The sequence below is a fragment of the Crossiella sp. SN42 genome, from assembly GCF_023897065.1.
GTDB lineage: Bacteria > Actinomycetota > Actinomycetes > Mycobacteriales > Pseudonocardiaceae > Crossiella.
Genome location: NZ_JAMHIV010000035.1, coordinates 16,499 through 42,171, shown reverse-complemented (window position 1 = coordinate 42,171; position 25,673 = coordinate 16,499). Strand labels below are relative to the sequence as shown.

Here is a 25,673-nt window from a genome sequence, read left to right as displayed (position 1 = left end):
TGACGCCTGTCCCGGCCAAGGGCTAGCGTCGGCAGGGTGCAGCGCAAGACTTTCCTCCTCGTACTTCCCAGGCGCGTCGACGCCTAGGAAGCACTCGTCGACGCGCAACCCTCGTACGGCCAACCTAGGCCGACGAGGGTTTTTTGTTGCCCGTAGCTTGCTCACACCGAACACGAGGCAGACCCGATGACCCAGGTGAGGCCCACGCCGCCGCCCCAGCCGTCCCAGGGGGCAAGACCCCGCCCGACCCCGCCTGCCGGCGCTCCGGTCAGGGTGACCGGCGCGCAGTCGCTCGTGCGCTCGCTCGAGTCGGTGGGCTGCGAGATCGTCTTCGGTATCCCCGGCGGGGCCATCCTGCCCGCCTACGACCCGCTGCTGGACTCCACCAAGGTGCGGCACATCCTGGTCCGGCACGAGCAGGGCGCGGGCCACGCCGCCTCCGGCTACGCGCACGCCACCGGCCGGGTCGGGGTGTGCATGGCCACCTCGGGTCCCGGCGCGACGAACCTGGTCACCCCGATCGCCGACGCCTACATGGACTCCATCCCGATGGTCGCGATCACCGGCCAGGTGGCGCGCTCCTCGATCGGCACGGATGCCTTCCAGGAAGCCGACATCTGTGGCATCACCATGCCCATCACCAAGCACAACATCCTGGTGACCGACGCCGCGGAGATCCCGCGCGCGATCGCCGAGGCCTTCCACATCGCCAGCACCGGCCGGCCCGGCCCCGTGCTGGTGGACCTGCCCAAGGACATCCTGCAGGCCACCACCTCCTTCAGCTGGCCGCCGGAGATGCGGCTGCCCGGCTACCGGCCGACCACCAAGCCGCACGGCAAGCAGGTGCGCGAGGCGGCCAAGCTGATCGCCTCGGCCAAGCGCCCGGTGCTCTACGTCGGCGGCGGCGTGGTGCGCGGCAAGGCATCCGCCGAGCTGCTGGAGCTGGCCGAGCTGACCGGCATCCCGGTGGTCACCACGCTGATGGCCCGCGGCGCCTTCCCCGACTCCCACCGCAGCCACCTGGGCATGCCGGGCATGCACGGCACGGTCGCCGCGGTGGCCGCGCTGCAGCGCTCGGACCTGCTGATCACCCTGGGCGCGCGCTTCGACGACCGGGTCACCGGCCAACTGGGCACCTTCGCGCCGGACGCCCAGGTCATCCACGCCGACATCGACCCGGCCGAGATCTCCAAGAACCGCAAGGCCGACGTGCCGATCGTGGGCGACGTCAAGGAGATCATCGCCGACCTGGTGCCCGCGGTGCGCGCGGAGTACGAGGGCGGGGTCCGCGCGGACATCTCCGCGTGGTGGACCATGCTCGACGGCATCCGCGGCTCCTTCCCGCTGGGCTACGACTGGCCCGCCGACGGCACGCTGTCCCCGCAGTACGTGATCGAGCGGATCGGCAACCTGGTCGGCCCGGAGGCGATCTACACCGCGGGCGTCGGCCAGCACCAGATGTGGGCCGCGCAGTTCGTCAAGTACGAGAAGCCTGCCACCTGGATCAACTCCGGCGGCCTGGGCACCATGGGCTTCGCCGTGCCGGCGGCCATGGGCGCCAAGGCGGGCATGCCGGACAAGCAGGTCTGGGCGATCGACGGCGACGGCTGCTTCCAGATGACCAACCAGGAGCTGGCCACCTGCGCGATCGAGGGCATCCCGATCAAGGTCGCGGTGATGAACAACGGCAACCTGGGCATGGTCCGGCAGTGGCAGAACCTCTTCTACGCCGAGCGCTACTCCAACACCGACCTGGGCACGCACAAGCACCGCATCCCGGACTTCGTGCTGCTCGGTGAGGCGCTGGGCTGCGCCGGTCTGCGCGCGGAGACCAAGGAAGAGGTCGACAAGGTCATCCAGCAGGCGATGGAGATCAACGACCGCCCGGTGGTCATCGACTTCGTGGTCGGCAAGGACGCCCAGGTGTGGCCCATGGTGGCCGCGGGCACCGGCAACGACGAGATCATGGCCGCGCGCGGCATCCGCCCGCTGTTCGACGAAGACGAGGTGTGAGGCGATGACTCGGCACACGCTGAGCGTGCTGGTGGAGAACAAGCCCGGTGTGCTCGCCAGGGTCGCGGGCCTGTTCTCCCGGCGGGGCTTCAACATCGAGAGCCTCGCGGTGGGTCCGACCGAGCACCCCGAGGTGTCCCGGATGACCATCGTGGTCGCCGTGGAGCTGCTGCCGCTGGAGCAGGTCACCAAGCAGCTCAACAAGCTCGTGCACGTGATCAAGATCGTTGAGCTGGACGCCTCGGTGTCCGTGCGCCGCGAGCTGCTGATGGTGAAGGTCCGGGCGGACGCCACCGTGCGCAGCCAGGTGCTGGAGACCGTGCAGCTCTTCCGCGCCAAGGTGGTCGACGTCTCCCCGGAGGCGCTGACCATCGAGGCCACCGGCACCACCGACAAGCTCGACGCCCTGCTGCGCATGCTGGAGCCCTACGGCATCAGGGAGATGGTCCAGTCCGGCATGGTGGCCATCGGCAGGGGCGCTCGTTCCATCACCGCGACCGCGGTTCGCTAGTACACATATAGGAGAAGCAAGAGCATGAGTGTCGAGATCTTCTACGACGACGACGCCGACATCAGTGTCATCCAGGGTCGCAAGGTCGCGGTGATCGGCTACGGCAGCCAGGGCCACGCGCACGCGCTGAGCCTGCGCGACTCGGGCGTCGACGTGCGGATCGGCCTGCCGGAGACCAGCAAGTCCCGGGCCAAGGCCGAGGAGGAGGGCCTGCGCGTCCTCACTCCCGCCGAGGCCTCCGCGGAAGCCGACCTGATCATGATCCTGGCGCCGGACACCGCGCAGCGGCACATCTACGCCCAGGACGTCGCGCCGAACCTCAACGACGGCGACGCGCTGTTCTTCGGCCACGGCTTCAACATCCGCTACGGCCTGATCACCCCGCCGTCCAATGTGGACGTCGCCATGGTCGCGCCGAAGGGCCCCGGCCACCTGGTCCGCCGCCAGTTCGTCGACGGCAAGGGCGTGCCCTGCCTGATCGCGGTGGAGCAGGACGCCTCCGGCAACGCCCAGGCGCTCGCGCTCTCCTACGCCAAGGCCATCGGCGGCAGCCGGGCCGGCGTCATCAAGACCACCTTCACCGAGGAGACCGAGACCGACCTCTTCGGCGAGCAGGCGGTGCTCTGCGGCGGCGCCAGCGCGCTGGTGCAGGCCGGCTTCGAGGTGCTGACCGAGGCGGGCTACGCCCCCGAGGTCGCCTACTTCGAGTGCCTGCACGAGCTGAAGCTGATCGTCGACCTGATGTACGAGGGCGGCATCGCCCGGATGCGCTACTCGATCTCCGACACCGCCGAGTACGGCGACCTGACCCGCGGCCCGCGCGTGATCACCGCCGCGGTCAAGGAGGAGATGAAGAAGATCCTGGGCGAGGTCCAGGACGGCACCTTCGCCCGCGAGTGGGTGGCCGAGGACGACAACGGCCGCGCCAACTACCGCAAGCTCCAGCAGGAGGGCGAAGCTCACCCGATCGAGGAGACCGGCAAGAAGCTTCGGGCGCTCATGTCCTGGGTCGACCGGCCCATCACCGAGACCGCCTGACGTCTGCAACCAGCACAGAGCGAACGCCGTCCACCCTGGAGTGGGCGGCGTTCGCGCTGTTCAGGGGGTTACGGAGGGTCATCCGTGATCCCACCCGATCGGTTCATTTCACTCAGTAATTTGCCTATTTAGCATTGACCTAACAGTGATCCGCGGTCCGCCGGCGGGGCTTGGGACCCCAGCTCGGCAGCAGGGAGACGGCGGAAGCGCCGCCTCATGACGACGCGGGGAGCGTGCAAAGCCATGACCGGCAACATGACCGGTGGGCTGGACGAGTCGGTCCGGACCCACCTGGCCAAGTTGTTCACCTTGATCCACACCCTCGACGACCTGGACGTGGCCGAACTGGCCAGGGCCGAGATGCCCCGTCTGATCTCCGCGCTGAAGCTGGTGCTGGACGCGCACGAGCCGGACGAGTACGGCCACTGCCGCCAGTGCCAGCCCGGCAAACGGCGCCACCGGCTGCCCTTCGAGCCCTGCCGCGCCTACGACAGCGCCCAGCGCTTCCTGGCGGTGGAACGCGGCCTGCCGCAGATGCTGGTGCAGGCCCAGCAGGCCGCCTTCGCCGAGCACCGCCCGAGGCACGCCCTGCACTGAGCACGGGCCGGGACAGGGGTTGGGGGCGTCCGGTCAGGCCCCCAACCCCCAGAGCCATTCCGCCAGTTCGGCCGCGCCACGCGCCGCCGCCAGCTCCGGCCGCCGCTCCAGCAGCGGGCCCAGCAGCTCGAAGTCGTGGCACAGGCTCATCCCCAGCAGGTCCTCCGGCGGCCCCAGCAGCCCTGGATCGCCGTATCCGGCCGCGAACGCCCGCAGCATCCGCACGTCGCCCTCGAACGCGCCCAGGTGCAGTGAGGCCACGTCGTAGCGGCGGTCCCCGGTCTGCGCCTCGCCGAAGTCGATCAGCCCGGTCAGCAGGCCCGCCGAGACCAACAGATGCTCGCCGCTGAGATCCCCGTGCACCAGCACCGGTTCCGGTGGCCGCCAGGACCCGACGAAGGTCGCTTGCCACTCGGTCAGCTCATCGAGCAGGCTGCGGCGCAGCGGGACCGCGGCTCGTCGTTCGCGGGGCGCCTCCGCCAGCCGCCGGTGCAGTAACCCGGTCATGGTCGATGAACTGGCCGCCAGCCGCCCTGAACTTGGTAACGCAAGTTGATGCAACCTGCACAAGACCGCTCCGACGTGTTCAGCGAACCTGGTCCGTTCGGCCGCAGAAAATTGCCACCTGTCACTCAGCGTAGTCAGCGGCAGGCCGGGCATCCGGCGGCAGACCAGGTAGCTCCAGCCGGGAGCCAGCTCGCCGTCGGCCACCAGCTCCGGCACCGGCAGCGCCGGGTCCGCGGCCAGCAGGCGGTAGGCGGCTCGCTCGGCCTCGATGCTGTCCGGGCCGTGCCAGAACGGCGTGAACAGCTTCACCACCAGGCCCGAACCGGTCAGCGCGGTGGGATAGGTGCTGCGCCCGGCCAGCCACATCCGCGCTGGTGGCGGCAGGTTAGCGGCGGCCAGCGCGGCCCGGTGCACGGGTAACCAGACCGCCGGGTCGCCCAATGCCTGGGCATATTCCTCTTCGGTGGACAGGCTAGGCAGCATGATCGGCACGGACCTGAGCGTGGTCCGTGCCGACCGTGTTCCGCCAGCGAGTTCTAGGCCACCTGGTCGGGCGCCAGCCGCAGCCGGTGGCGGGCGCGCTGCACGGGGATGTCGTCCTGGCCCGGCGGGGGGCTACCAGACCAGGACGACAGCTCAGGGGAAGGGGACGGCGCGTCCTCCACCAGGCACAGCTGGACGTAGGCGATCCGCCAGGTCGGGCAGGGCCACTCGCCGCCAAGGCCCCAGCTGGGCCTGCACAGGCGGCACCGCCTGCGCTTCTTGCGGCCCACCGAGCGGTGCTGGGCGAGCAGGAACTGCCAGCCGCGGACCGTGCGCAGCAGCGCGTTGCGGGCGGCCGGGTCGGTCTGCTCCTCGGCCAGCTCCGCCAGTTCGGCGAGGCGGGAGGCCACCGCGCGGTAGCACTCGCGGCCGCGGGTCGTGCAGCGGTCGGGCGCCTCGTGCACATCCAGGATGGGCCTGCCTGACGACCACACGGTCTCCACCGCCCCTAACGTGAGTACTGTGTCACCGATCGCTTACCGTCGGTGTCTGCGCCCGATTTCGGAGAGCGACGGCGCGGGTACCTAGCGTGCAAGACGGACCATCGAAAATGCAACGTACATACTGCGAAAGACACGATCGGGTGAGAGTGTCGTCCTGCAAACCACAAGCGATTGCAGGTAGCTAGCCTGGACGGGCACACTGCGCAAGTTCCTTCTCACTGCGTGTCACGGCGGGCGGCCGGCACCGCACCGCGGACACGCCGCGATCTCGCGAACTTGCCCGGAGGCCAGGAGATGTCCACCAGTCACAGCCCGACCGTGCGCAGAAGGCGACTGGCCTCCGAACTACGACGACTCCGTGAGAGCTCCAACCTCACCTGTGAGGAGGTGGCGGCCCATCTTGAATGCTCAGCGGCCAAGGTCAGCCGGATCGAGACCGGCCGCACCGGGGTCAACCCGAGGGACGTGCGCGACATGCTCGTTCTCTACGGCGTCGAGGGCGACCGGCAGAACGCGCTGATCGACCTGGCCCGGATGGCCAAGCTCAAGGGCTGGTGGCACAACTACGGCGACGTGCTCACCGGTGGCTTCGCCGGGATGGAGGCGGAGGCGTCCTCCATCCGCACCTTCGAGTCGCTGGTCGTGCCGGGTCTGCTGCAGACCGAGCGGTACGCGCTGGCGGTCTTCCGCGCGGTGCGGCCCAAGGCCGCGCCCAACGAGGTCGAGCGCCGGGTCTCCGCCCGGATGGCCCGCCAGGGCCTGCTCTCGGCCGACCACGGGCCCAAGTACTGGGCGGTGCTGGACGAGGGCGCGTTGCGCAGGCGGGTGGGCGACGCCGACGTGATGCGCGAACAGCTCGACCGGCTGGTGAAGATGAGCTCGCTGCCGAACGTGGAGATCCAGGTGCTCCCGTTCACCGCGGGCGCGCACGCGGCCTCCGACGGCCCGTTCGTCATCCTCGGCTTCCCCGATCCGCTGGACCCGACCGTGGTCTACGTGGAGAGCCTCACCAGCGCGCTCTACCTGGAGAAGCCGGAGGAGATCCGGTTGTACAGCACCGTTTTCGACCATGTCCGCGCCGCGGCGCTGGGCACCGAGGAGTCGGTGGCCCTGATGGCCGCCATGGCGGAGGAACTGGCATGAGCAGGAGGCAGGCCATCCGGCGCTGCGCTCAGGAATCGCACCATCTGTTATCCGGCAAGGAGCAAGTCATGTTCGCCAGCAACCACACCGAATCGCTGTCCTGGCGGGTCAGCAGCTACAGCGGCGGCGGCAACAACTGCGTCGAGGTCGCTCTACCCGCGGCCGTCGCGGCGGTCCGCGACACCAAGAACCGCGCGGGCGGCGCGCTGGTGTTCAGCCGCGCCCAGTGGCACGGTTTCCTCACCGCGGCCCCTGCCTTGCGCGGGACCGGCGAGTGACCGAGCAGCACCCCAGCACCAAGGTCCCGGTCTACGACGACAAGGCGGAGATCAGGGACACGCTCGACTTCTCCGGGGCCCGGTGGCTCTCCAGCGAGGACGACCCGGACGGCACCGGCAAGGTGGAGATCGCCTTCGTCGACTCCGGCGGCGCCACCTACATCGGGATGCGCAACAGCGCGCAGCCCGAGGGACCCATCCTGGTGTTCACCACCAGCGAGTGGGAGGCGTTCCTGGCCGGGGCCAAGGACGGGGAGTTCACCGAGCCCTGGTGAACAGCGGGTGGAGCGGGGGTGACCAAGCTCGCCCCCGCCACCTGAAACATGGCGGTAACACCGCAGCTAGACTGCGGCTTTCCCGCTCGGGGCACAACGCGGTGACCCGGACCAAGGCAATCCGTCCTCTCAGGAGCGCACCGGTGACCAACCCCAACCGCCCCGTCGTGCTGATCGCGGAGAAGCTCGCGCCCTCGGTGCTCGACGTGCTCGGCGACGACGTCGAGATCCGTCACGTCGACGGCACCGACCGCCCCGCACTGCTGTCCGCGGTCGCGGACGCCGACGCGCTGCTCGTGCGCTCGGCCACCAAGGTCGACGCCGAGGTCTTCGCCGCCGCGGGCAAGCTCAAGGTGGTCGCCAGGGCCGGTGTCGGCCTGGACAACGTCGAGGTGCCCGCCGCCACCGCGCGCGGCGTGATGGTGGTCAACGCGCCCACCTCGAACATCGTCTCCGCCGCCGAGCACGCGGTGGCCCTGCTGCTCGCGGTGGCCCGCAACATCGCCCCCGCCGACGCCAGCCTGCGCAACGGCCAGTGGAAGCGCAGCGCCTACGGCGGCGTGGAGCTCAACGGCAAGACCGTCGGCGTGGTCGGCCTCGGCAAGATCGGCCAGCTGTTCGCCCAGCGGATCGCCGCCTTCGGCACCAACCTGATCGCCTACGACCCGTACGTGGCCCCGGCCCGCGCCGCCCAGCTCGGCATCGAGCTGGTCAGCCTGGAGGAGCTGCTGGAGCGCGCCGACGCGATCTCCATCCACCTGCCCAAGACCCCGGAGACCCTCGGTCTGATCGGCAAGGAGCAGCTGGCCAGGACCAAGAAGGGCGTGCTCATCGTCAACGCCGCCCGCGGCGGGCTGATCGACGAGGCCGCGCTGGCCGACGCCATCCGGGAGGGCCAGGTCGGCGGTGCCGGCATCGACGTCTTCGTCACCGAGCCGTGCACCGAGAGCCCGCTGTTCGAGCTGCCCAAGGCCGTGGTGACCCCGCACCTGGGCGCCTCCACCGCCGAGGCGCAGGACCGCGCGGGCACCGACGTGGCCCGGTCCGTGGTGCTCGCGCTGCGCGGGGACTTCGTGCCGGACGCGGTGAACGTGCAGGGTGGCGGCGTGGTCGGCGAGGAGGTCCGCCCGTACCTGCCGCTGACCCAGAAGCTGGGCGCCGTGCTGGCCGCCTTCGGCGCCAACCGCGCGCCGGTCTCGGTCACCGTCGAGGTGCGCGGCGAACTGTCCACTGAGGACGTCCGGGTGCTGCCGCTGGCCGCGCTGCGCGGGGTGTTCGCGCACCTGGTGGACGAGCAGGTCACCTTCGTCAACGCGCCCAAGCTGGCCGCCGACCTCGGCGTGGACGTGCGCGTGGTCACCGAGTCCGAGAGCGCCAACCACCGCAGCCTGGTCACCGTGCGCACGGTCGGCGCGGACGGCACCGCGCACAGCGTCTCCGGCTCGCTCAGCGGCCGCAACCAGGTGGAGAAGCTGGTCGAGGTCAACGGCCGCAGCTTCGACCTGCGCGCCGAGGGCCACGTGCTGCTGCTGGAGTACCCGGACCGCCCCGGCGTGATGGGCACCGTCGGCACCCTGCTCGGCGAGGCCGGCGTCAACGTGGAGGCCGCGCAGATCTCCCAGACCCGCGACGGCCAGGACGCCACCATGCTGCTCCGGGTGGACCGCCCGGTCGACGCCGGCGTGCTGGAGCCCATCGGCGCCACCGTCGGCGCCCGCACGGTGAAGGCCATCGCCTTCTGAGCCGATCCTGACCACGATGCCCCGGTGCGCGAGCGCGCCGGGGCATCGTCGCGTTGGTCGATATGGGCGGGACCGACGGATGGCCGTGGAGTCCTGGGGGTTCTGGTGGCAGCATTCGGCGTATGTGGATCTCCAGGGGTCGGGATGCTCTCCGGCGCGGGTGACGGCGCCGGGGACTACGCGTGGCTGGCCGAGCTGCCGCTGGGCGCGGCGTTCGCGCTGGCCTTCGTGCGCGGGGTGGACGAGGCCGAGGTGCTGCGCCGGTTCGGGGCCGACCCGGACAGCGCGCGGGCCATGACGCTGGAGGAGATCGACCGGGCGCAACAGGACGCGCTGCCCGAGTCGCTGCTGCTGGCCGCGGTGACCAAGGTGGGGGACTGGGTGCTGGTGGTGGAGCCCAACGGGTTCCAGTCCACTTTGGACGAGGTGCTCTCGGTGGTCTCGCACGGCGGCGAGGTGCTCTCGGTCTACCGCAACCTGGACGCGGTCGGGCAGATCAGCCACGCGGTGGACGGCGCCCTGCGCACCGCCTTCGACCAGCTGGTGCCGTACCTGCGCTGGGGCAGCCTGCCGGACGCGCTGCTGCCGGTGATGCTGGCCGTCGGGCTGGATCCGGATGGTGGGACCGCGCCCGACCCGGACGCCGCCGCGCTGGCCCTGGCCGAGCGGGTCACCGGCGTCCGGCTGACCCAGGAGACCCTCTCCGGAACGCTGCCGACGGTGGTCCTCTCCGCGCGAGAACCGGAGTGAGACTTTGTCTCCGGTTCACCCGGACGGGTGGACTTTCCCCAACTTCCGGCCACGCCCCGCTGGCGGCCGGTTTGGGCCCGGTGAGCCCGGTTAGGCTGCCATCCTCCCGCCCCAGGACGGGACTTCGTCGGTTGAGACGGGCTTTCCACCCTTCGAAACGGCCAAAATCGGGCTCCCTTGACGGGGGAAACCCGATCGGGTGTCCCGCAGTACGGGAGAGATCGGTGGGAAAGCGTGTCCGGACTGCGTTTTCCGGCCCCTCAGCCGGTAACCTGCGCGCAACGGTTTGTCCCTGTAGGTGGGGCAACTAGCCAGGAGGTGTGTGCATGCGGCTCGCGGTGATCCCAGGAGATGGGATCGGCCCCGAGGTGATCGCTGAAGCGCTCAAGGTGCTCGGTGAGGTCCTTCCGACCGCGGAGATCACCCGCTTCGACCTCGGTGCGGCTCGCTGGCACGCCACGGGGGAGCTGTTGCCTGAATCCGTGCTCGGCGAACTGCGCCAGCACGACGCGATCCTGCTGGGCGCGGTGGGCGACCCGTCGGTGCCCAGCGGCATCCTCGAACGAGGGCTGTTGCTGCGCCTGCGGTTCGAGCTCGACCACCACGTCAACCTGCGGCCTGCCCGGCTCTACCCGGGCGTGCGCAGCCCGCTGGCCGACTCGCCAGAGGTCGACATGGTCGTGGTGCGCGAGGGCACCGAGGGCCTGTACGCGGGCAACGGTGGCCTGCTGCGCAAGGACACGGTGCACGAGATCGCCACCGAGGTCAGCATCAACACCCAGTTCGGGGTCAACCGGGTGGTGCGGGACGCCTTCGCCAGGGCGTCCAACCGCCCGCGCAAGCACCTGACCCTGGTGCACAAGACCAACGTCCTCACCCACGCCGGCCAGCTGTGGTCGCGGGTGGTGGAGGAGGTTTCCCTGGAGTACCCGGACGTCTCCGTGGCCTACCAGCACGTGGACGCCACCACGATCCACATGGTCACCGACCCCGGCCGGTTCGACGTGATCGTCACCGACAACCTCTTCGGCGACATCATCACCGACCTGGCGGCCGCGGTCACCGGTGGCATCGGCCTGGCGGCCAGCGGCAACCTGGACGTGACCCGGCGCAACCCGAGCATGTTCGAGCCGGTGCACGGCAGCGCGCCGGACATCGCGGGCCAGGGCGTGGCCGACCCGACCGCGGCGGTGCTCTCCGTCGCGCTCATGCTCGACCACCTCGGCGAGACCGAGTCCGCCCGCCGGATCGAGGCCTCCGTGGCCTTCGACCTGGCCACCAGGGACCACGCGGCGCCCGGCGCGACCTACGCGGTCGGCGACCGGCTGGCCGCACTGGTCAGCTCGGGCCAGCGCACCGGAGCCTGACACCACGCAACGGGCCCCGATCGTCCACTTCGGACGGTCGGGGCCCTTGCCGTGGTTGGGGTGAAGCCCCCCGCATTGACGGGCAACACGGGGGGCTCCGGGGTCGTCCGGCGGGCTGGCGGGCCGCACCGGACGACGGGCAGGCCGTCTCGAGTCCTGGGGGTGACCGTCGACGGCCGAGCTTGCCGGGCTAGAGGTCGATGCCCTTGAACTCCGCCACCCGCGCGGTGATCGCCAGCTCGGTGGGTAGTCGTTCCATCGAGGAGGCGCCGAAGAACCCGGCGACCCCCTCGGTGCGGGAGAGCACGTAGGCCGCGTCCGCGGGCTCGGCGATCGGGCCGCCGTGGCAGAGCACCAGGATCTCCGGGTTCACCGCCACCGCCGCGTCCCGCATGGCCTGCACCCGCTCGACCGCCTCGTCCAGGGACACCGCGGTGGCAGCCCCGATCGAACCCTTGGTCGTCAACCCCATGTGCGGCACCAGCACATCCGCGCCCGCCGCGGCCATCGCGGCCGCCTGGTCCGGGTCGAAGACGTACGGCGCGGTGAGTAAGTCGCGTTGCGCGGCAAGGCGGACCAGCTCGACCTCCAGGTCGTAGCCCATCCCGGTCTCCTCCAGGTTGGCCCGGAAGTTGCCGTCGATCAGGCCGACCGTGGGGAAGTTCTGCACCCCGGCGAAACCCAGCGCGGCCAGCTGGTCCAGGAAGTGCGGCATGACCCGGAACGGGTCGGTGCCGCACACACCGGCCAGCACCGGGGTGTGCCGGACCACCGGCAGCACCTCGCCCGCCATCTCCAGCACGATCGCGTTCGCGTCGCCGTAGGGCATCAGCCCGGCCAGCGAACCCCGGCCGTTCATCCGGTAGCGGCCGGAGTTGTAGATGATCAGCAGGTCCGCGCCTCCGGCCTCCGCGCACTTGGCGGAGAGGCCGTTGCCCGCGCCCGCGCCGATGACCGGCCTGCCCCGCTCCACAGTGGACCGCAAGGCGGCCAGGATCTCGTTGCGGCTCATCGGGGCGGCCCTCCCGCGAGCGCCGCGTTCCCGGACCGGGCGCCCGCTGTGATCAACTCGTGCAGCCGGTCGGCCATCGCGACGGCGAACTCCGGGTCGTTGATGTGCGCGTCGTGCTCGTGCAGCTCCACGGTGCTGCCCGCGAGCGAGGTGCGCAACACCCCGAACAGCGCGGCGTCGGCCACCCGGTCGTCGAAGGGCCCGCCCGCGGTGTCGATCGCGGACACCCCGCGCAGCGGCACGAACAGCGCGGTCGGCCCGGTGGCCGCGCGCAGCTTGGCCGCGAGCCGACGGCCCAGCTCCCGGTTCTCCGCGGGCGTGGTCCGCATCAGCGTCACGGTCGCGTTGTGCACGTACAGGTTCCGCTCGGCGAAGCGCTCCGGCACGGTCTCCCGGGGACCGAAGTTGACCATGTCCAGCGCGCCGAGGCTGACCACCTGGGGCAGTCCGGCCCGGCCCGCCGCGGACAGCCGCTGCGGCCCCGCGGAGAGCACCCCGCCGACCAGGTCGTCGGCCAGCTCGGTGGTGGTCAGGTCCAGCACCCCGGCCAGGAGTCCGCTACCGGCCAGGGCTTCCAGCGACTTGCCGCCGGAGCCGGTGGCGTGGAAGACCAGCACCTCGTAGCCCAGCTCGGTCAGCCGCTCCCGCGCCGCGTCCACCGCGGGGGTGGTGACGCCGAACATGGAGGCGGCCACCACCGGCCGGGGCGCCTCGGCCTCCGGGTCGGGGTTGTTCAGCGCGTGCTCGTACCCCTGGGCCATGCCGGCGATCCCGTTGGCCGCGTTGCGCAGGATCAGCTCGGAGACCGAGTTGAGCCCGGCGATGTCCACGACGCTGTACATCATGGTCACGTCCAGCGCGTCCACGTACGGCGAGGTGTCCCCGCTGGCCATGGTGGAGACCAGCAGCTTGGGCACGCCGACCGGCAGCGCGCGCATGGCCGCGCTGGCCACCGCCGACCCGCCGGAGCCGCCCAGCCCGACCACGCCGTGCAGCAGGTTCTGCCGGTGCAGGCAGGTCACGATCGCGGCCACCCCGCGCGCCATCACCGCCAGCGCCGCGCCCCGGTCGCCTGCCGCGCGCAGCTGGGCCAGCTCCGCCCCGGCCGCCGAGGCGACCTCTCTGGAGCTGATGTCCGCGCGGGTCAACGGATCGCCGAGCACACCGGCGTCCACCAGCAGCACCGAGCAGCCGGCGGCGGTGATCCGCTCAGCGAGCCAGGCGTACTCGGCCCCCTTGGTGTCCAGGGTTCCGACCAGCACCACGGTCGCCAAGGCAGGCGGCTCCTTCCAGGGCACAGCAGCGTGAAGTAACGTCGAAAGAGGTCTGAGCGACAACCGAGATGATCATTCCGATACGTTGCGGCCCATCAGATCAGAGACTGCTCCGGTCCGATCGGGCCTGAGCAGGCCAATTCCGCGGAGGTGGACTGCGGGTGTCCGCTCGTCTGGGCAAATCGGCGATCAGCGTCACCCGTCTGGCTGGACTACTCCAGGGCTGGACAGACGAGTCCGGTTCCCTGCACCGCAGGCTCGCCAAGGCGGTCAAGCAGTTGGTGGAAAGCGGCGAGCTGCCGGAGGGCACCCGGCTGCCCGCCGAACGGGCGATGGCGGTCGCGCTCGCGGTGAGCCGGTCCACCGTGGTCGCCGCCTACGACGACCTGCGTAGCGCGGGCTGGCTGGCCAGCCGCCGGGGCAGCGGCACCTGGGTGCGGCGGCCCGGCATCGACTACCCGGTGCCCGAGCCGAGGGCGGGCGCGCTCGGCCTCGGCCGCCGTGGCGCGGTGCCCGCCCCGCTCACCGGCGCGCACCTGCCCAACCCGCCGGACACCGTGGACCTGTCCACCGGCGCGCTGCCCGGCCTGCCGATGGTGGCCCAGGTCGCGGCCACCCTGGGCGCGGCGGACTACGCCGGGCTGCTGGACCACCACGGCTACTTCGTCGGCGGGCTGCCCGAGCTGCGGGTGGCGCTGGCCGGGCAGCTGGCCGAGCGCGGGGTGCCCGCCGCGGCCGAGGACCTGATCGTCACCAGCGGCTCGCAGCAGGCGGTGGACATGCTCGCCCAGGGCCTGCTGCAACCCGGTGATGAGGTGGTGCTGGAGGAGCCCACCTACCGCGGCGCGCTGGAGGCCTTCCGGGCCAGGGGCGCCAAGGTGCTCTCGGTGCCGGTGCGCACCGGGCGGCGCGGGCCCGGCGGGGTGGACATCGAGGTGCTGGAACGGCTGCTGGACTCCCGCCGCCCGAAGCTGCTCTACCTGCTGCCCACCGCGCACAACCCGACCGGGGCCACCCTCGGCCTGGCCGACCGGCTGCGGGTGGTGCGCGCGGCCGCGGCCACCGGGGTCGCGGTGGTGGACGACGGGTCCACTGTGGACACCTCGCTGAGCTGGCCGCCGCCCGCGCCGCTGGCCGCGGTGGCCGCCGAGCACGGCGTGGCCGCCACCGTGTTCTCCGTCGGCTCACTGTCCAAACTGTTCTGGGGCGGGCTGCGGGTCGGCTGGGTGCACGGGCCCAGCGACCAGATCACCAGGCTGAGCCGGGTGAAGAACGCGGCCGACCTGGGCAGCTCGGTGCCCAGCCAGCTGCTCGGGCTGAAGCTGCTGCCGCACAGCGACCACGCGCGGCGGCTGCGGATGGCCCAGCTGGCCGCCGGACTGGCCGCGGCCGAGCAGGCGGCGCGGGACCACCTGCCTGGCTGGGAGTTCGCCCGGCCGCTGGGCGGCGCGGCGCTGTGGCTGCGCGCGCCGGGCCGGGACGCGGTCGCGCTGGCCGCCCGCGCACGCAAGTGCGGAGTGCTGGTGGTGCCGGGGCCGGCCTACTCCGCGGCCGAGGGACTGCGCGAATGCATGCGGGTCGGTTACTCGCTGTCGCCCGATCGAGTCAGGGAAGGCATCCGGCGGCTGGCCATGGCCACGGAATGAGCTGGGGGTTCCCGGGATCTGGGAGCACTCGTCCGGGTCCTGGATATTCAGGGCCGGGTTGTGGCAGCATCGACGCCGTGACTTCACGGTTCGTGATCATTATTGACGAGCGCGTCGGGTAGTGCCTGCCTCTCCAGCACCCGGCGCGCAGACCTCTCGCATTCGCGGGGGGTCTTTTTGTTTGGCCTTCCGACTGTCGAAACCCATAGTGCGACCCGCCACATGGAGCGCCCCGTGACCCGCACCAGCCCGGCCGAGACCCCGCTCGGCGACAGCTTCCACGTCTACGACACGACGCTGCGCGACGGCGCGCAGCGCGAGGGCGTCACGTACTCGGCCACCGACAAGCTCGCGGTGGCCCGGCTGCTGGACTCGCTCGGGGTGGGTTTCATCGAGGGCGGCTGGCCGGGCGCGATGCCCAAGGACACCGAGTTCTTCGCCCGCGCCGCCGCCGGTGAGCTGGAGCTGCGGCACGCGGCGCTGGTCGCCTTCGGCGCCACCCGGCGGCCGGGCAACCGGGCCGAGTCGGACCCGCAGGTGCGCGCGTTGCTGGACTCCCAGGCCCCGGTGGTCACGCTGGTGGCCAAGTCCGACCGGCGGCACATCGAGCGCGCGCTGCGCACCAGCGTGGCGGAGGCGGCCGCGATGGTCGCCGACACGGTGTCCTTCCTCACCGGCGAGGGCCGCCGGGTGTTCCTGGACGCCGAGCACTTCTTCGACGGCTACGCCTACGACCCGGACTGCGCGCTGCGCGTGCTCGGCGCCGGGGTCGAGGCCGGGGCCGACGTGGTGGTGCTCTGCGACACCAATGGTGGCCAGCTCCCGCTGGGCATCGCCAAGACCGTCGCCGAGGTGGTGGCGCGGACCGGTTTCCGGGTCGGCATCCACTGCCAGGACGACACCGCCTGCGCGGTGGCCAACAGCGTCGCCGCGGTACAGGCAGGCGCCAGCCACGTGCAGTGCACCGCGAACGGCTACGGGGAACGGGCAGGCAACGCCGACCTGTTCGCCGTGGTGGCGAACCTGGTGACCAAGCTCGACATGCCGGTGCTACCCGCCGCAGCGCTGTCCGAGCTGACCCGCGTTTCCCATGCCCTAGCCGAGATCGCCAACATCGCACCCAACGCCCACCAGGCGTACGTAGGGACTGCGGCATTCGCTCACAAGGCGGGTCTGCACGCGAGCGCGATCAAGGTGGACCCGGATCTGTACAACCACATCGATCCGGTCACCGTCGGCAACGGCATGCGGGTCCTGGTCACCGAGATGGCCGGCCGGGCCAGTATCGAGCTCAAGGGAAAAGAGCTCGGACTGGACCTGGCCGGCCAAGGGGAAGCGGTCACCCGCGCGGTGCGCAAGGTCAAGGACCTGGAGGCCCGCGGCTGGTCCTTCGAGGCCGCGGACGCCTCGCTGGAACTGCTGCTGCGCGGCGAGATGTCCACTTCGGACGGTCCACGTGAGACGGTCTCGCCGCCGTTCACCCTTGACTCCTACCGGGTTGTGCTCGACCACCGCCCGGACGGCGTGGTGATCTCCGAGGCCACGGTGAAGGTGCACGTGTGCGGCGAGCGAGTGATCGCCACCGCGGAGGGCAACGGCCCGGTGCACGCGCTGGACGCCGCGCTGCGCAAGGCGCTGCTGCCGCACCTGCCCTGGCTGGAGTCGGTGGAGCTGATCGACTACAAGGTGCGCATCCTCACCGAGCAGCACGGCACCGACGCGGTGACCAGGGTGCTGGTGGAGTCCTCCGACGGCGAGACCGAGTGGACCACCGTGGGCGTGCACGGCAACATCGTGGAGGCCAGCTGGCTGGCCCTCTGCGACGCGCTGGCGCACAAGTCGATGCGCGTGCAGGCCCTGGCCGCACACTGATGGCCTAGCGTTCTGCCTCTAGGGAGAAGTCGGATCCCGTTGCGGGACAACGACTTCTGCCTCTGCTTAGCATTCGGCGGCGGCCCGGGGAGGGCTGGCAGTCGAGCTAGGGGAGGACAGAGTGCGCCCTCAGGACCGGAAAGACTGGCCAGTCCGGTCGCGCCGGTCACCGCGCAGGGGCCTGATGCCGAGCAAGCGTTGTACTCCACGACCAACGGCAAGCTGACCTACGACCTCTCCGACGGCAACAACGGCGCGTGCTCGGCCAGCTCGGTCAACAGCCCGAGCGGCCGGGTGGTGCTGACCGCGGCGCACTGCGTGCACCGGCTCGGCCCGCAGCCCTCGAACTTCGTCTACCACCCCGGCTACCAGCGGGGTGACCGGCTGCCCTCCTTCACCGTGCGGAACTACCAGCCCAGCGGGCTCGGTGACGTGATCAGTGTGACCAGTTCCAACGTGGAGAAGGTGAACCGCGGGCCGTACCTCGGCCCGGAGGCACGGGATCTCTGCAACTACGTCAAGGACCGGTAGCCGGACCGGCAGCGCGCGCCGCGCAGTCCACACAGGATTGTGCGGCGCGCTCGCTTTCCCGGCCCCGGTTGGCCGACACTGTCCGGATGACGGAGGGCGCGCGCATCCTGGTCGTCGACGACGAGCACTACCTGGCCGACCTGGCCGCCAACGCCTTGCGCCGGGCGGGGTTCCAGGCCGAGGTCGCGGGCACCACGGGCGCGGCGCTGGCCATGGGCCTGAGTCGGCGGCCGGACCTGCTGGTGCTCGACCTGCGGCTGTCCAGGGGACCGGGCGGGCCGGTCGGCGAGGAGCTGGCCCGGTTCGGCTGCCAGGTGCCGGTGCTGTTCCTGCTGGGCCGGGAGGACACCCAGGACAAGATCGCCGGACTGTCCGTGCCCGGCGCGGACTACCTGGGCAAACCATTCAGCCTCGGCGAGCTGGTGGCCCGCTGCCGCGCGCAGCTGCGGCGCAGCAGCGGGCACGGCTCGCCGCTGCTGTGCTGCGCCGGGCTGGAGCTGGACGAGGACGCGCACCTGGTGCACCGGGACAACACCAGGGTGGACCTGAGCCCGACCGAGTTCCGGCTGCTGCGGCACCTGCTCACCCACCAGAACCGGGTGCTCACCAAGCAGCACATCCTGGACCACGTGTGGGAGTACGACTACGCGGGCGAGGACTCGGTGGTGCCCACCTACATCAGCTACCTCCGCCGCAAGGTCGACGCCCGGCGCGAGCCGATGATCCACACCATCCCGCGCACCGGCTACGTGCTACGTCCCCCGACGGGCGCGGCGGGCTCGTCGTAGGGTTGGGGCGTGCGTATTGCTCGTATAGCCCACCCCGAGGGCATGGCCTTCGTCTCGATCGAAGGTGACCTGAACGGATCGCCCGAGTCGCTGACCGTGGCGGAGATCGCCGAACACCCCTTCGGCCAGGTCCAGCTGACCGGCCGTCGCTGGCCGCTGGCCGATGTCCGGCTGCTGGCGCCGATGCTGCCCAGCAAGGTGGTCTGCGTCGGCCGCAACTACGCCGACCACGCCAAGGAGATGGGCGGCGAGGCCCCGGCCAGCCCGATCATCTTCCTCAAGCCCTCCACCACGGTGATCGGCCCGAACGTGCCGATCAAGCTGCCGGCCAGCTCCGAGCGGGTGGACTTCGAGGGCGAGCTGGCCGTGGTCATCGGCCGCCCCTGCAAGGACGTGCCTGCCGCGCGGGCCAAGGACGTGATCCTGGGCTACACCATCGCCAACGACGTCACCGCCCGCGACCAGCAGAAGGCCGACGGCGGTTTTGGCCGGGCCAAGTCCTACGACACCTTCTGCCCGCTCGGCCCCTGGGTGGAGACCACCCTGGACTCCGCCGACGTGGAGATCCGCACCGAGCTCGACGGCGAGCTCAAGCAGGACGGCCACACCGCGCAGATGGTGCACGACGTGCCCGCGCTGATCGAGTTCATCTCGCACATCATGACCCTGCTGCCCGGCGACGTGATCCTCACCGGCACCCCCGCCGGGGTCGGCCCGATGCGTCCCGGCCAGACGGTGTCGGTCACCGTCGAGGGCCTGGGCACGCTGACCAACCCCGTGGCCGCCAGGTAAACCGCCTCAGCGCTTGGCCGGTCGGCGGGCGAAGGCCGGGGCGTGCTCGGGCAGCGGGCCGATGCCGATCAGGTAGGCCGGGATCCGCTGCAGGCGCGGGAAGCGTTGCAGCAGCCGGATCGGCTTGGGCACGGTGCCGCCGGGGTTGATCTGGCCGGCCAGCACCCGGCCCAGCAGTCGCTTGTGGATGAAGCGCTGGGCGCCCTGGATCAGCGCCGTCGGGAACCACCGGCGGCGCTGCACCTTGGCCAGGTCCGCGGTGCTGACCCGGCCGCGGCGCAGCGGGGCGGCGAGCAGCCGGGCGGTGGCCACCGCGTCCTGCACGGCCAGGTTGATGCCGACCCCGGCCACCGGCGACATGGCGTGCGCGGCGTCGCCGATGCACAGCAGGCCGTCGGTGTGCCAGCGGCGCAAGCGGTTCAGCCGGACGTCGAGCAGTTTCACGTCCTCCAGTGCGGTCAGCGTGTCCATCCGGTCGGCCAGCCAGGGCAGCAGGGCGGCGAACCGGTCCCGGAAGGCCTGCACGCCCTCGGCGCGGACCTGGGCGTCCGAGCCCTTGCGGATCAGGTAGGCGCACTGGAAGTACTCGCCGCGGTCGATGAGCACGCCGGCCTGGCCGCTGCTGAACCGGCCCATCGCCCCGGCCGGGTCGTCCTCGTGGCGGGGCAGCCGGAACCACCACACGTCCATCGGCACGCCGAACTCCCTGGTCCTCAGCCCGGCCGCGGTCCTGGCCAGGGAGTTGCGGCCGTCGCAGGCCACGGTCAGCCCGGCCCGCAACTCGCCAGCCGTGCCGCTGTCCCGGTCCCGGTAGCGCACGCCGGTGACCCGGCCGTTCTCCCGGATCAGCCCGGTGACCTCGGTGTTCATCCGCAGCTCGAACCCGGCCTCGCGGCGGCCCGCCTCGGCCATCAAGTCGAGGAAGTCCCACTGCGGCACAAACGCGATGTGCGGGTGCGGGCGCAGGTGGCGCAGGTCGCCGATGGGCACCAGCCCGGTGTCCAGCTGCACCTGCAGCCGGTCCACCAGGCGGTGCGGCACCTTGGCGAACTCCTCGCCAAGGCCCAGCTCGTCCAGCAGCGTCAGCGTGGACGGGTGCACGGTGTCGCCGCGGAAGTCCCGCAGGAAGTCGCCGTGCTTCTCCAGCACCGTCACCCGCACCCCCGCGCGGGCCAGCAGCAGCCCCAGCACCATCCCGGCCGGGCCGCCGCCGATCACGACGCAGTCCCTGGTGTCAGTCATGGTGATCACCCCTCTTTTCAACGCCTGTTGAATAAACTCAGCTTCCTCCAGGGCAACCGGTTCGTCAACCACCTATCGGATGAGTAACCTCTCCGCCGTGAGTGAGGTCCGCGTTCGCTTCTGTCCTTCCCCCACCGGCACCCCGCACGTGGGGTTGGTCCGCACCGCCCTGTTCAACTGGGCCTACGCCCGCAACCAGGGCGGCAAGCTGGTCTTCCGCATCGAGGACACCGACGCCGCGCGCGACTCCGAGGAGTCCTACGAGGCCCTGCTGGACGCGCTGCGCTGGCTCGGCCTCGACTGGGACGAGGGCCCCGAGGTGGGCGGCCCGCACGCGCCGTACCGGCAGAGCCAGCGCCGCGAGATCTACCGCGAGGTGATCGAGAAGCTGCTCGCGGCCGGCGAGCTGTACGAGTCCTTCTCCACCCCGGAGGAGGTCGAGGCGCGGCACCGCGCGGCCGGGCGCGACCCCAAGCTGGGCTACGACAACTTCGACCGGACGCTCACCGAGGAGCAGAAGGCCGCCTTCCGCGCCGAGGGCCGCGAGCCGGTGCTGCGGCTGCCCATGCCGGATGCGGACATCACCTTCACCGACCTGGTGCGCGGCGAGATCACCTTCCCCGCGGGCAGCATTCCGGACCAGGTGCTGGTGCGGGCCAACGGTGATCCTCTTTACACGTTGGTGAACCCGGTGGACGACGCGCTGATGCGGATCACGCACGTGCTGCGCGGCGAGGACCTGCTGCCGTCCACGCCCCGGCAGATCGCGTTGTACGCGGCGCTGAAGCGGATCGGGGTGGCGGAGCGGACGCCGGAGTTCGGGCACCTGCCGTTCGTCATGGGCGAGGGCAACAAGAAGCTGTCCAAGCGGGATCCCTCGTCGAACCTGTTCCACCACCGGGACCGCGGTTTCCTGCCCGAGGGGCTGCTGAACTACCTGGCGCTGCTCGGCTGGTCCATCGCCGAGGACCGGGACGTGTTCACCATGGCCGAGATGATCGAGGCCTTCGACATCGGCAAGGTCTCGGCCAACCCGGCGCGGTTCGACCTGAAGAAGGCCGAGGCGATCAACGGCAGCCACATGCGGCTGCTGGCGCCGGAGGACTTCCGGGCGCGGCTGGTGCCGTATCTCGTTGCGGCGGGCGTGCTGCCGGCGGAGCCGAGCGCGGAGCAGCTGGAGCTGCTGGCCGGCGCTGCTCCGTTGGTGCAGGAGCGGGTTGGGTTGCTGGGCGAGGCGGCCGGGATGCTGGCGTTCCTCTTTGCGGATGAAGACAGTTTCGCGGTGGAGCCGGAGTCCGCGGCCAAGGCGCTGGGCGCGGACGCCGAGCCGGTGCTGCGGGCCTCGGTCGAGGCGCTGGCCGGGGTTTCCGAGTGGCGCACCGAGGCGATCGAGGCCGCGCTCAAGGGCGCGCTGATCGACGGGCTCGGGCTCAAACCGCGCAAGGCGTTCGCGCCGGTGCGGGTGGCCGTGAGCGGTCGCACAGTGTCACCGCCGCTGTACGAGTCCCTCGAACTGCTGGGCCGGGACCGCTCGCTCGGGCGGCTGGAGCGGGCGCTGGAGGCCGTGCCGACCGCGTCCTGATTACGCAGGATTACTGACTTGACCGTGCCAGCCGGGCAAATGTCACCTCTTTAGCAGAATCGAACACGGCAGGTACGCGTCTAACCTCACCGGGTGACATCCGCCTTGGCGTTCGAACCTGCCTCACAGAAGGTTGGACAAATCCGGGCAGTGTGCTTCGACATCGACGACACACTGGTCGACTATGCGACTTCGGCCCGGCTCGGTTTGGCCGCGTTACTCGGTCACGACAACGGCTGGGCCGCTTGGGAACGCGCAACCGAATGCCAGTTGGCCCGCCTCATTGCCGGCGAGATCGACTACGACACCATGCGCAAGGAGCGTTCCCGCACCTTCTTCGCCGATCTCGGTGAGTTCATCTCCGACACCGAGGCAATTGCCCGCGAGGAACGCCGGGTGGCCGCCATGCGCCGCGCCTGGCGGCTCTTCGATGACGCCGGACCCTGCCTGGAGTGGCTGCGCGGGGCCGGGCTGCGGATGGCCGCGATCACGAATGCCAGCGGAGCCCTCCAACGGGTGAAGCTGGCCGACTGCGGGCTGGCCGAGTACTTCGAGGAAGTGGTCATCGCGGGTGAGCTCGGGGTGGCCAAGCCGGACGAGGTGATCTTCCACACGACCTGTGCCGCGCTGGGGATCGCGCCGGAACAGGCCGTCCACGTCGGGGACCGGTTGGATCTTGACGCGGTCGGCGCCAGGGATGCCGGGATGTACGGCGTGTGGCTTGATCGGAGTGGCGCCGGGGTGGCGGAGCTGCCCGAGCGGGTGTCGGTCATCGGGGGTCTGGAGGAGCTTCCGGAGCTGTTGGTGTGCGAGCTCGCCGAGGTGCCCGTAGAGGTGCGTTGAGCTGGGCAAAAGGGGGTCGCGGGGGGTCGATTAGGTATTCGCTGGGATCGTGGTCTAGTATTCATCTCAGCACGGAGGACAGCGACAGAGACCCCCGCGGGGGCCCCTGGAGTTGACCGACAGCTGATGGGGTATGGTGTAATTGGCAGCACAACGGATTCTGGTTCCGTTAGTCTAGGTTCGAGTCCTGGTACCCCAGCAGGAGGAAGCCTAACAATCGGAATCCTCTTAGCTAGGCCCCGTCGTCTAGCGGCCTAGGACGCCGCCCTCTCAAGGCGGTAGCGCGGGTTCAAATCCCGTCGGGGCTACATCGGTGGAAGCGGTCTGATCCGGAAGAACTTGGATCAGGCCGCTTTCGCATTTTCACCGGGGGGCCGAGCCCCCCGGACCCCCACGGTGCGGGTGGTGCTGAACCAGCGGGGTTCTTTTGCGCTTTCTTTCGCGTTTGTATTGGCCTCGCCCTTTGGGCTGGCCTTCGCTAATTGTTCTCCTTCCTCTTGTGGGGATGGTCACCTGTGGGCTTGCGGCCTGGGGGCCGCGTCGCTGGGGTGTTGTGGGTTTGCAACGTGGGCGTGATGTGGGTCACGGACGGCCCTGGCCCCAGCTGCTAGGGCAGCTGGGGCCAGGGGCGTGTGTTGGCCGTTGTTGGGCGGCGTGTTGGCCGCTGTGGGGTGTTTCGGGGTGGCCTGGGGTCTCTTGTTCAGAGGCGGGACTGGAGGGCTTCTGCGGCGGCTAGGAGGTCGGCGGCCCAGCGGGCGCCTGGGCGGCGGCCGATTCGGTCTACTGGGCCGGAGACTGAGACTGCTGCCACTACCTGGCCGGTGCTGTCTCTGACCGGGGCGCTGACGCTGGCTACGCCTGGCTCGCGTTCTGCGACGCTTTGGGCCCAGCCTCGGCGTCTTACGTCCAGGAGGGTTCGTTCGCCGTAGACGGCGTCGGCCAGGACTGCGCGTTGGGTGGTGGGGTCGGACCAGGCGGCTAGGACCTTGGCGCCGGAGCCTGCGGTCATGGGGAGTCTGGAGCCGATGGGGACCGTGTCGCGGAGGCCTGCGGGGGGTTCGGCGGAGGCGACGCAGACTCTTTGGGTTCCGTCTCGGCGGTAGAGCTGGACGCTTTCGCCGGTGATGTCGCGGAGGCGGGGGAGGACTGCGCTGGCGGCGTCCAGGAGGGGGTCGGTGACTCCTCCTGCTAGTTCGGCCAGGGCGGTGCCTGGGCGCCAGCGGCCGTCGGGGCCTCTCTGGAGTAGGCGGTGGACTTCCAGGCCTACGGCGAGGCGGTGGGCTGTTGCCCTTGGCAGGCCTGTTCTTTGGCACAGCTCAGCCAGGCCGCAGGGGTCGGTGGCTACTGCGTGCAGTACTGCCACTGCCTTGTCGAGTACTCCGATGCCGCTATGCTGTCCCACGAGCCGATACTAACTTCCCGGTATTTGGGAAGTCCAGGATTGTTTTCTTACCTCGACGCGGAGGAGCGATGGGACGCACGCTCGCGGAGAAGGTGTGGGACGCGCATGTTGTGCGTCGTGGCAGTGGGGCCGAGCCGGACCTGCTCTACATCGATCTCCACCTGGTGCATGAAGTGACTAGCCCGCAGGCGTTTGACGGTCTGCGGTTGGCGGGGAGGCCGGTGCGGAGGCCGGATCTCACGATCGCGACTGAAGATCACAACGTGCCGACGGTGGACATCGACAAGCCGATCGCGGACCTGGTGTCGCGGACGCAGGTGGACACGCTTCGGAAGAACTGCGCGGAGTTCGGGGTTCGGCTCCACCCCATGGGGGATCTGGATCAGGGCATCGTGCACGTGGTGGGGCCGCAGTTGGGTCTTACCCAGCCGGGGATGACTGTGGTGTGCGGGGACAGTCACACGTCTACGCACGGGGCCTTTGGCGCGCTTGCTTTTGGGATTGGCACTTCTGAGGTTGAGCATGTGCTGGCCACGCAGACGTTGCCGTTGCGGCCGTTCAAGACCATGGCCATCACGGTGGAGGGCGAGCTGGCGGAGGGGGTCACGGCGAAGGACGTGATCCTGGCTGTCATCGCGCAGATCGGTACCGGTGGGGGGCAGGGGTATGTCCTGGAGTACCGGGGGAGCGCGATCACGGCGTTGTCCATGGAAGCCCGGATGACCGTGTGCAACATGTCGATCGAGGCCGGCGCGCGGGCCGGGATGATCGCGCCGGATGAGACGACGTTTGAGTACCTGAAGGGGCGGCCGCACGCTCCGGAGGGGGCTGAGTGGGACGCGGCGGTGGAGTACTGGAAGTCGTTGCGGACTGATGACGACGCGGTTTTCGACGAGGAGATCGTGCTGGACGCGGGCTCGTTGTCGCCGTTCGTGACCTGGGGGACGAACCCGGGGCAGGGACTGCCGCTGTCGGGGTCGGTGCCGGATCCGGAGCAGATCCTCGATGAGGGGGAGCGGACCAGCGCGGAGAAGGCGTTGGCCTACATGGGGCTGACCGCGGGGCAGCCGCTGCGCGAGATCGGCGTGGACACCGTCTTCCTCGGGTCCTGCACCAACGGGCGGATCGAGGACCTGCGGGCCGCGGCGGCCGTGCTCAAGGGGCGCAAGGTGGCCCAGGGCGTGCGGATGCTGGTGGTGCCCGGCTCGATGCGGGTGCGCGCGCAGGCCGAGGCCGAGGGGCTGCACGAGGTGTTCAACGCGGCGGGCGCCGAATGGCGGCAGGCCGGGTGCTCGATGTGCCTTGGCATGAACCCGGATCAGCTCAAGCCGGGGGAGCGGTCGGCCTCGACCTCCAACCGGAACTTCGAGGGGCGGCAGGGCAAGGGCGGCCGGACGCACCTGGTGTCCCCCTTGGTGGCCGCCGCAACGGCCGTGACCGGACACCTGTCCTCGCCCGCGGATCTGGACTGAGAGGGGTTCT

General features: G+C 70.6%; 24 protein-coding genes and 2 tRNA genes. 20 read left to right on the top strand and 6 right to left on the bottom strand.

Translation table 11 applies throughout. The features are described from left to right. The first annotated feature begins 186 nt into the window (after window positions 1–186). From M8C13_RS34535 to M8C13_RS34520, 4 genes are all read left to right on the top strand, one after another. Window positions 187–2,013: an acetolactate synthase large subunit gene (locus M8C13_RS34535; RefSeq protein WP_252484981.1), complete on the top strand. Its 1,827-nt coding sequence runs from the start codon at window positions 187–189 to the stop codon at window positions 2,011–2,013. A gap of 4 nt (window positions 2,014–2,017) precedes the next feature. Further along, entirely contained in the window at window positions 2,018–2,524 is a 507-nt protein-coding gene (gene ilvN / locus M8C13_RS34530) for an acetolactate synthase small subunit (RefSeq protein ID WP_252484980.1), read from the top strand. Window positions 2,525–2,548: 24 nt separating this feature from the next. Next, window positions 2,549–3,562: a ketol-acid reductoisomerase gene (gene ilvC, locus M8C13_RS34525; protein WP_252484979.1), complete on the top strand. Its 1,014-nt coding sequence runs from the start codon at window positions 2,549–2,551 to the stop codon at window positions 3,560–3,562. A 243-nt stretch (window positions 3,563–3,805) separates the two neighbouring features. Beyond that, window positions 3,806–4,159 (top strand): hypothetical protein, encoded by a 354-nt coding sequence (locus M8C13_RS34520; RefSeq protein ID WP_252484978.1) that lies wholly within the window; start codon window positions 3,806–3,808, stop codon window positions 4,157–4,159. Between the two features lie 33 nt (window positions 4,160–4,192). Here M8C13_RS34520 and M8C13_RS34515 read toward each other — a convergent pair whose 3' ends face one another. Further along, window positions 4,193–5,149, bottom strand: coding sequence for a phosphotransferase family protein (locus tag M8C13_RS34515; RefSeq protein WP_252485052.1), 957 nt, complete (start codon window positions 5,147–5,149; stop codon window positions 4,193–4,195). Window positions 5,150–5,202: 53 nt separating this feature from the next. Further along, the gene (locus M8C13_RS34510) at window positions 5,203–5,652 is read right to left on the bottom strand and encodes a hypothetical protein (protein ID WP_252484977.1); all 450 of its coding nucleotides are present in this window, start codon (window positions 5,650–5,652) and stop codon (window positions 5,203–5,205) included. A gap of 294 nt (window positions 5,653–5,946) precedes the next feature. Between M8C13_RS34510 and M8C13_RS34505 the strand changes: the two genes are divergently transcribed. The 6 genes from M8C13_RS34505 (at window position 5,947) to M8C13_RS34480 (ending at window position 11,207) form a co-directional block, all read left to right on the top strand. Then, entirely contained in the window at window positions 5,947–6,795 is an 849-nt protein-coding gene (locus M8C13_RS34505) for a helix-turn-helix transcriptional regulator (protein WP_252484976.1), read from the top strand. Window positions 6,796–6,863: 68 nt separating this feature from the next. Continuing rightward, entirely contained in the window at window positions 6,864–7,073 is a 210-nt protein-coding gene (locus M8C13_RS34500) for a DUF397 domain-containing protein (RefSeq protein WP_252484975.1), read from the top strand. Continuing rightward, complete coding sequence (locus tag M8C13_RS34495; protein WP_252484974.1) at window positions 7,070–7,348, top strand: DUF397 domain-containing protein; 279 nt, start codon at window positions 7,070–7,072, stop codon at window positions 7,346–7,348. Before M8C13_RS34500 ends, M8C13_RS34495 begins: the two co-directional genes overlap by 4 nt. A 143-nt stretch (window positions 7,349–7,491) precedes the next feature. Beyond that, the gene (gene serA / locus M8C13_RS34490) at window positions 7,492–9,090 is read left to right on the top strand and encodes a phosphoglycerate dehydrogenase (RefSeq protein WP_252484973.1); all 1,599 of its coding nucleotides are present in this window, start codon (window positions 7,492–7,494) and stop codon (window positions 9,088–9,090) included. Between the two features lie 144 nt (window positions 9,091–9,234). Next, the gene (locus M8C13_RS34485; RefSeq protein ID WP_252484972.1) at window positions 9,235–9,840 is read left to right on the top strand and encodes a DUF6461 domain-containing protein; all 606 of its coding nucleotides are present in this window, start codon (window positions 9,235–9,237) and stop codon (window positions 9,838–9,840) included. A gap of 326 nt (window positions 9,841–10,166) precedes the next feature. Then, the gene (locus tag M8C13_RS34480) at window positions 10,167–11,207 is read left to right on the top strand and encodes a 3-isopropylmalate dehydrogenase (RefSeq protein ID WP_252484971.1); all 1,041 of its coding nucleotides are present in this window, start codon (window positions 10,167–10,169) and stop codon (window positions 11,205–11,207) included. Between the two features lie 190 nt (window positions 11,208–11,397). Here M8C13_RS34480 and M8C13_RS34475 read toward each other — a convergent pair whose 3' ends face one another. Then, complete coding sequence (locus tag M8C13_RS34475) at window positions 11,398–12,219, bottom strand: phosphoenolpyruvate hydrolase family protein (RefSeq protein WP_252484970.1); 822 nt, start codon at window positions 12,217–12,219, stop codon at window positions 11,398–11,400. Continuing rightward, window positions 12,216–13,493 carry a Tm-1-like ATP-binding domain-containing protein gene (locus M8C13_RS34470; RefSeq protein WP_256510190.1) on the bottom strand — a complete coding sequence of 426 codons (1,278 nt, stop codon included), beginning with the start codon at window positions 13,491–13,493 and terminating at the stop codon, window positions 12,216–12,218. Before M8C13_RS34470 ends, M8C13_RS34475 begins: the two co-directional genes overlap by 4 nt. A gap of 161 nt (window positions 13,494–13,654) precedes the next feature. On the opposite strand from M8C13_RS34470, the gene M8C13_RS34465 reads away from it, so the two are divergent. From M8C13_RS34465 to M8C13_RS34445, 5 genes are all read left to right on the top strand, one after another. Next, the gene (locus M8C13_RS34465; RefSeq protein WP_252484969.1) at window positions 13,655–15,139 is read left to right on the top strand and encodes a PLP-dependent aminotransferase family protein; all 1,485 of its coding nucleotides are present in this window, start codon (window positions 13,655–13,657) and stop codon (window positions 15,137–15,139) included. Between the two features lie 234 nt (window positions 15,140–15,373). Next, a complete protein-coding gene (cimA, locus tag M8C13_RS34460) occupies window positions 15,374–17,011 on the top strand; it encodes a citramalate synthase (RefSeq protein ID WP_252484968.1) in 1,638 nt (545 codons plus the stop codon). Between the two features lie 198 nt (window positions 17,012–17,209). Then, the gene (locus M8C13_RS34455; RefSeq protein ID WP_252484967.1) at window positions 17,210–17,542 is read left to right on the top strand and encodes a hypothetical protein; all 333 of its coding nucleotides are present in this window, start codon (window positions 17,210–17,212) and stop codon (window positions 17,540–17,542) included. A gap of 86 nt (window positions 17,543–17,628) precedes the next feature. Next, complete coding sequence (locus tag M8C13_RS34450; RefSeq protein WP_252484966.1) at window positions 17,629–18,330, top strand: response regulator transcription factor; 702 nt, start codon at window positions 17,629–17,631, stop codon at window positions 18,328–18,330. Between the two features lie 9 nt (window positions 18,331–18,339). Next, window positions 18,340–19,122 carry a fumarylacetoacetate hydrolase family protein gene (locus M8C13_RS34445; RefSeq protein ID WP_252484965.1) on the top strand — a complete coding sequence of 261 codons (783 nt, stop codon included), beginning with the start codon at window positions 18,340–18,342 and terminating at the stop codon, window positions 19,120–19,122. A gap of 6 nt (window positions 19,123–19,128) precedes the next feature. On the opposite strand, the gene M8C13_RS34440 is transcribed toward M8C13_RS34445, so the two are convergent. Continuing rightward, window positions 19,129–20,364, bottom strand: coding sequence for an FAD-dependent oxidoreductase (locus M8C13_RS34440; protein WP_252484964.1), 1,236 nt, complete (start codon window positions 20,362–20,364; stop codon window positions 19,129–19,131). Window positions 20,365–20,443: 79 nt separating this feature from the next. Here M8C13_RS34440 and gltX point away from each other — a divergent pair, with 79 nt between their 5' ends. From gltX to M8C13_RS34420, 4 genes are all read left to right on the top strand, one after another. Further along, on the top strand, window positions 20,444–21,946 hold the full coding sequence (gene gltX / locus M8C13_RS34435; protein ID WP_252484963.1) for a glutamate--tRNA ligase: 1,503 nt from the start codon (window positions 20,444–20,446) through the stop codon (window positions 21,944–21,946). A gap of 93 nt (window positions 21,947–22,039) precedes the next feature. Then, window positions 22,040–22,789 (top strand): HAD family hydrolase, encoded by a 750-nt coding sequence (locus tag M8C13_RS34430; RefSeq protein ID WP_252484962.1) that lies wholly within the window; start codon window positions 22,040–22,042, stop codon window positions 22,787–22,789. 127 nt (window positions 22,790–22,916) lie between these two features. Next, a tRNA-Gln gene (locus M8C13_RS34425) sits at window positions 22,917–22,988 on the top strand. A 36-nt stretch (window positions 22,989–23,024) separates the two neighbouring features. Then, window positions 23,025–23,097 (top strand) — tRNA-Glu (locus M8C13_RS34420). A 392-nt stretch (window positions 23,098–23,489) separates the two neighbouring features. Here the strand turns inward: M8C13_RS34420 and M8C13_RS34415 are convergent. Then, entirely contained in the window at window positions 23,490–24,191 is a 702-nt protein-coding gene (locus M8C13_RS34415; protein WP_185009215.1) for an IclR family transcriptional regulator, read from the bottom strand. A gap of 68 nt (window positions 24,192–24,259) precedes the next feature. Here M8C13_RS34415 and leuC point away from each other — a divergent pair, with 68 nt between their 5' ends. Then, window positions 24,260–25,663 carry a 3-isopropylmalate dehydratase large subunit gene (gene leuC / locus M8C13_RS34410; RefSeq protein ID WP_252484961.1) on the top strand — a complete coding sequence of 468 codons (1,404 nt, stop codon included), beginning with the start codon at window positions 24,260–24,262 and terminating at the stop codon, window positions 25,661–25,663. Window positions 25,664–25,673: the final 10 nt, after the last annotated feature.

Bases quoted from the DNA above. Each gene is read 5' to 3' on its own strand.
- M8C13_RS34505 (WP_252484976.1), top strand. From the start codon at position 5,947: ATGTCCACCAGTCACAGCCCGACCGTGCGCAGAAGGCGACTGGCCTCC.
- M8C13_RS34450 (WP_252484966.1), top strand. From the start codon at position 17,629: ATGACGGAGGGCGCGCGCATCCTGGTCGTCGACGACGAGCACTACCTG.
- M8C13_RS34485 (WP_252484972.1), top strand. From the start codon at position 9,235: ATGCTCTCCGGCGCGGGTGACGGCGCCGGGGACTACGCGTGGCTGGCC.
- ilvC (WP_252484979.1), top strand. From the start codon at position 2,549: ATGAGTGTCGAGATCTTCTACGACGACGACGCCGACATCAGTGTCATC.
- leuC (WP_252484961.1), top strand. From the start codon at position 24,260: ATGGGACGCACGCTCGCGGAGAAGGTGTGGGACGCGCATGTTGTGCGT.
- M8C13_RS34520 (WP_252484978.1), top strand. From the start codon at position 3,806: ATGACCGGCAACATGACCGGTGGGCTGGACGAGTCGGTCCGGACCCAC.
- gltX (WP_252484963.1), top strand. From the start codon at position 20,444: ATGAGTAACCTCTCCGCCGTGAGTGAGGTCCGCGTTCGCTTCTGTCCT.
- M8C13_RS34475 (WP_252484970.1), bottom strand. From the start codon at position 12,219: ATGAGCCGCAACGAGATCCTGGCCGCCTTGCGGTCCACTGTGGAGCGG.
- M8C13_RS34515 (WP_252485052.1), bottom strand. From the start codon at position 5,149: ATGCTGCCTAGCCTGTCCACCGAAGAGGAATATGCCCAGGCATTGGGC.
- M8C13_RS34500 (WP_252484975.1), top strand. From the start codon at position 6,864: ATGTTCGCCAGCAACCACACCGAATCGCTGTCCTGGCGGGTCAGCAGC.
- ilvN (WP_252484980.1), top strand. From the start codon at position 2,018: ATGACTCGGCACACGCTGAGCGTGCTGGTGGAGAACAAGCCCGGTGTG.
- M8C13_RS34440 (WP_252484964.1), bottom strand. From the start codon at position 20,364: ATGACTGACACCAGGGACTGCGTCGTGATCGGCGGCGGCCCGGCCGGG.
- M8C13_RS34535 (WP_252484981.1), top strand. From the start codon at position 187: ATGACCCAGGTGAGGCCCACGCCGCCGCCCCAGCCGTCCCAGGGGGCA.
- M8C13_RS34480 (WP_252484971.1), top strand. From the start codon at position 10,167: ATGCGGCTCGCGGTGATCCCAGGAGATGGGATCGGCCCCGAGGTGATC.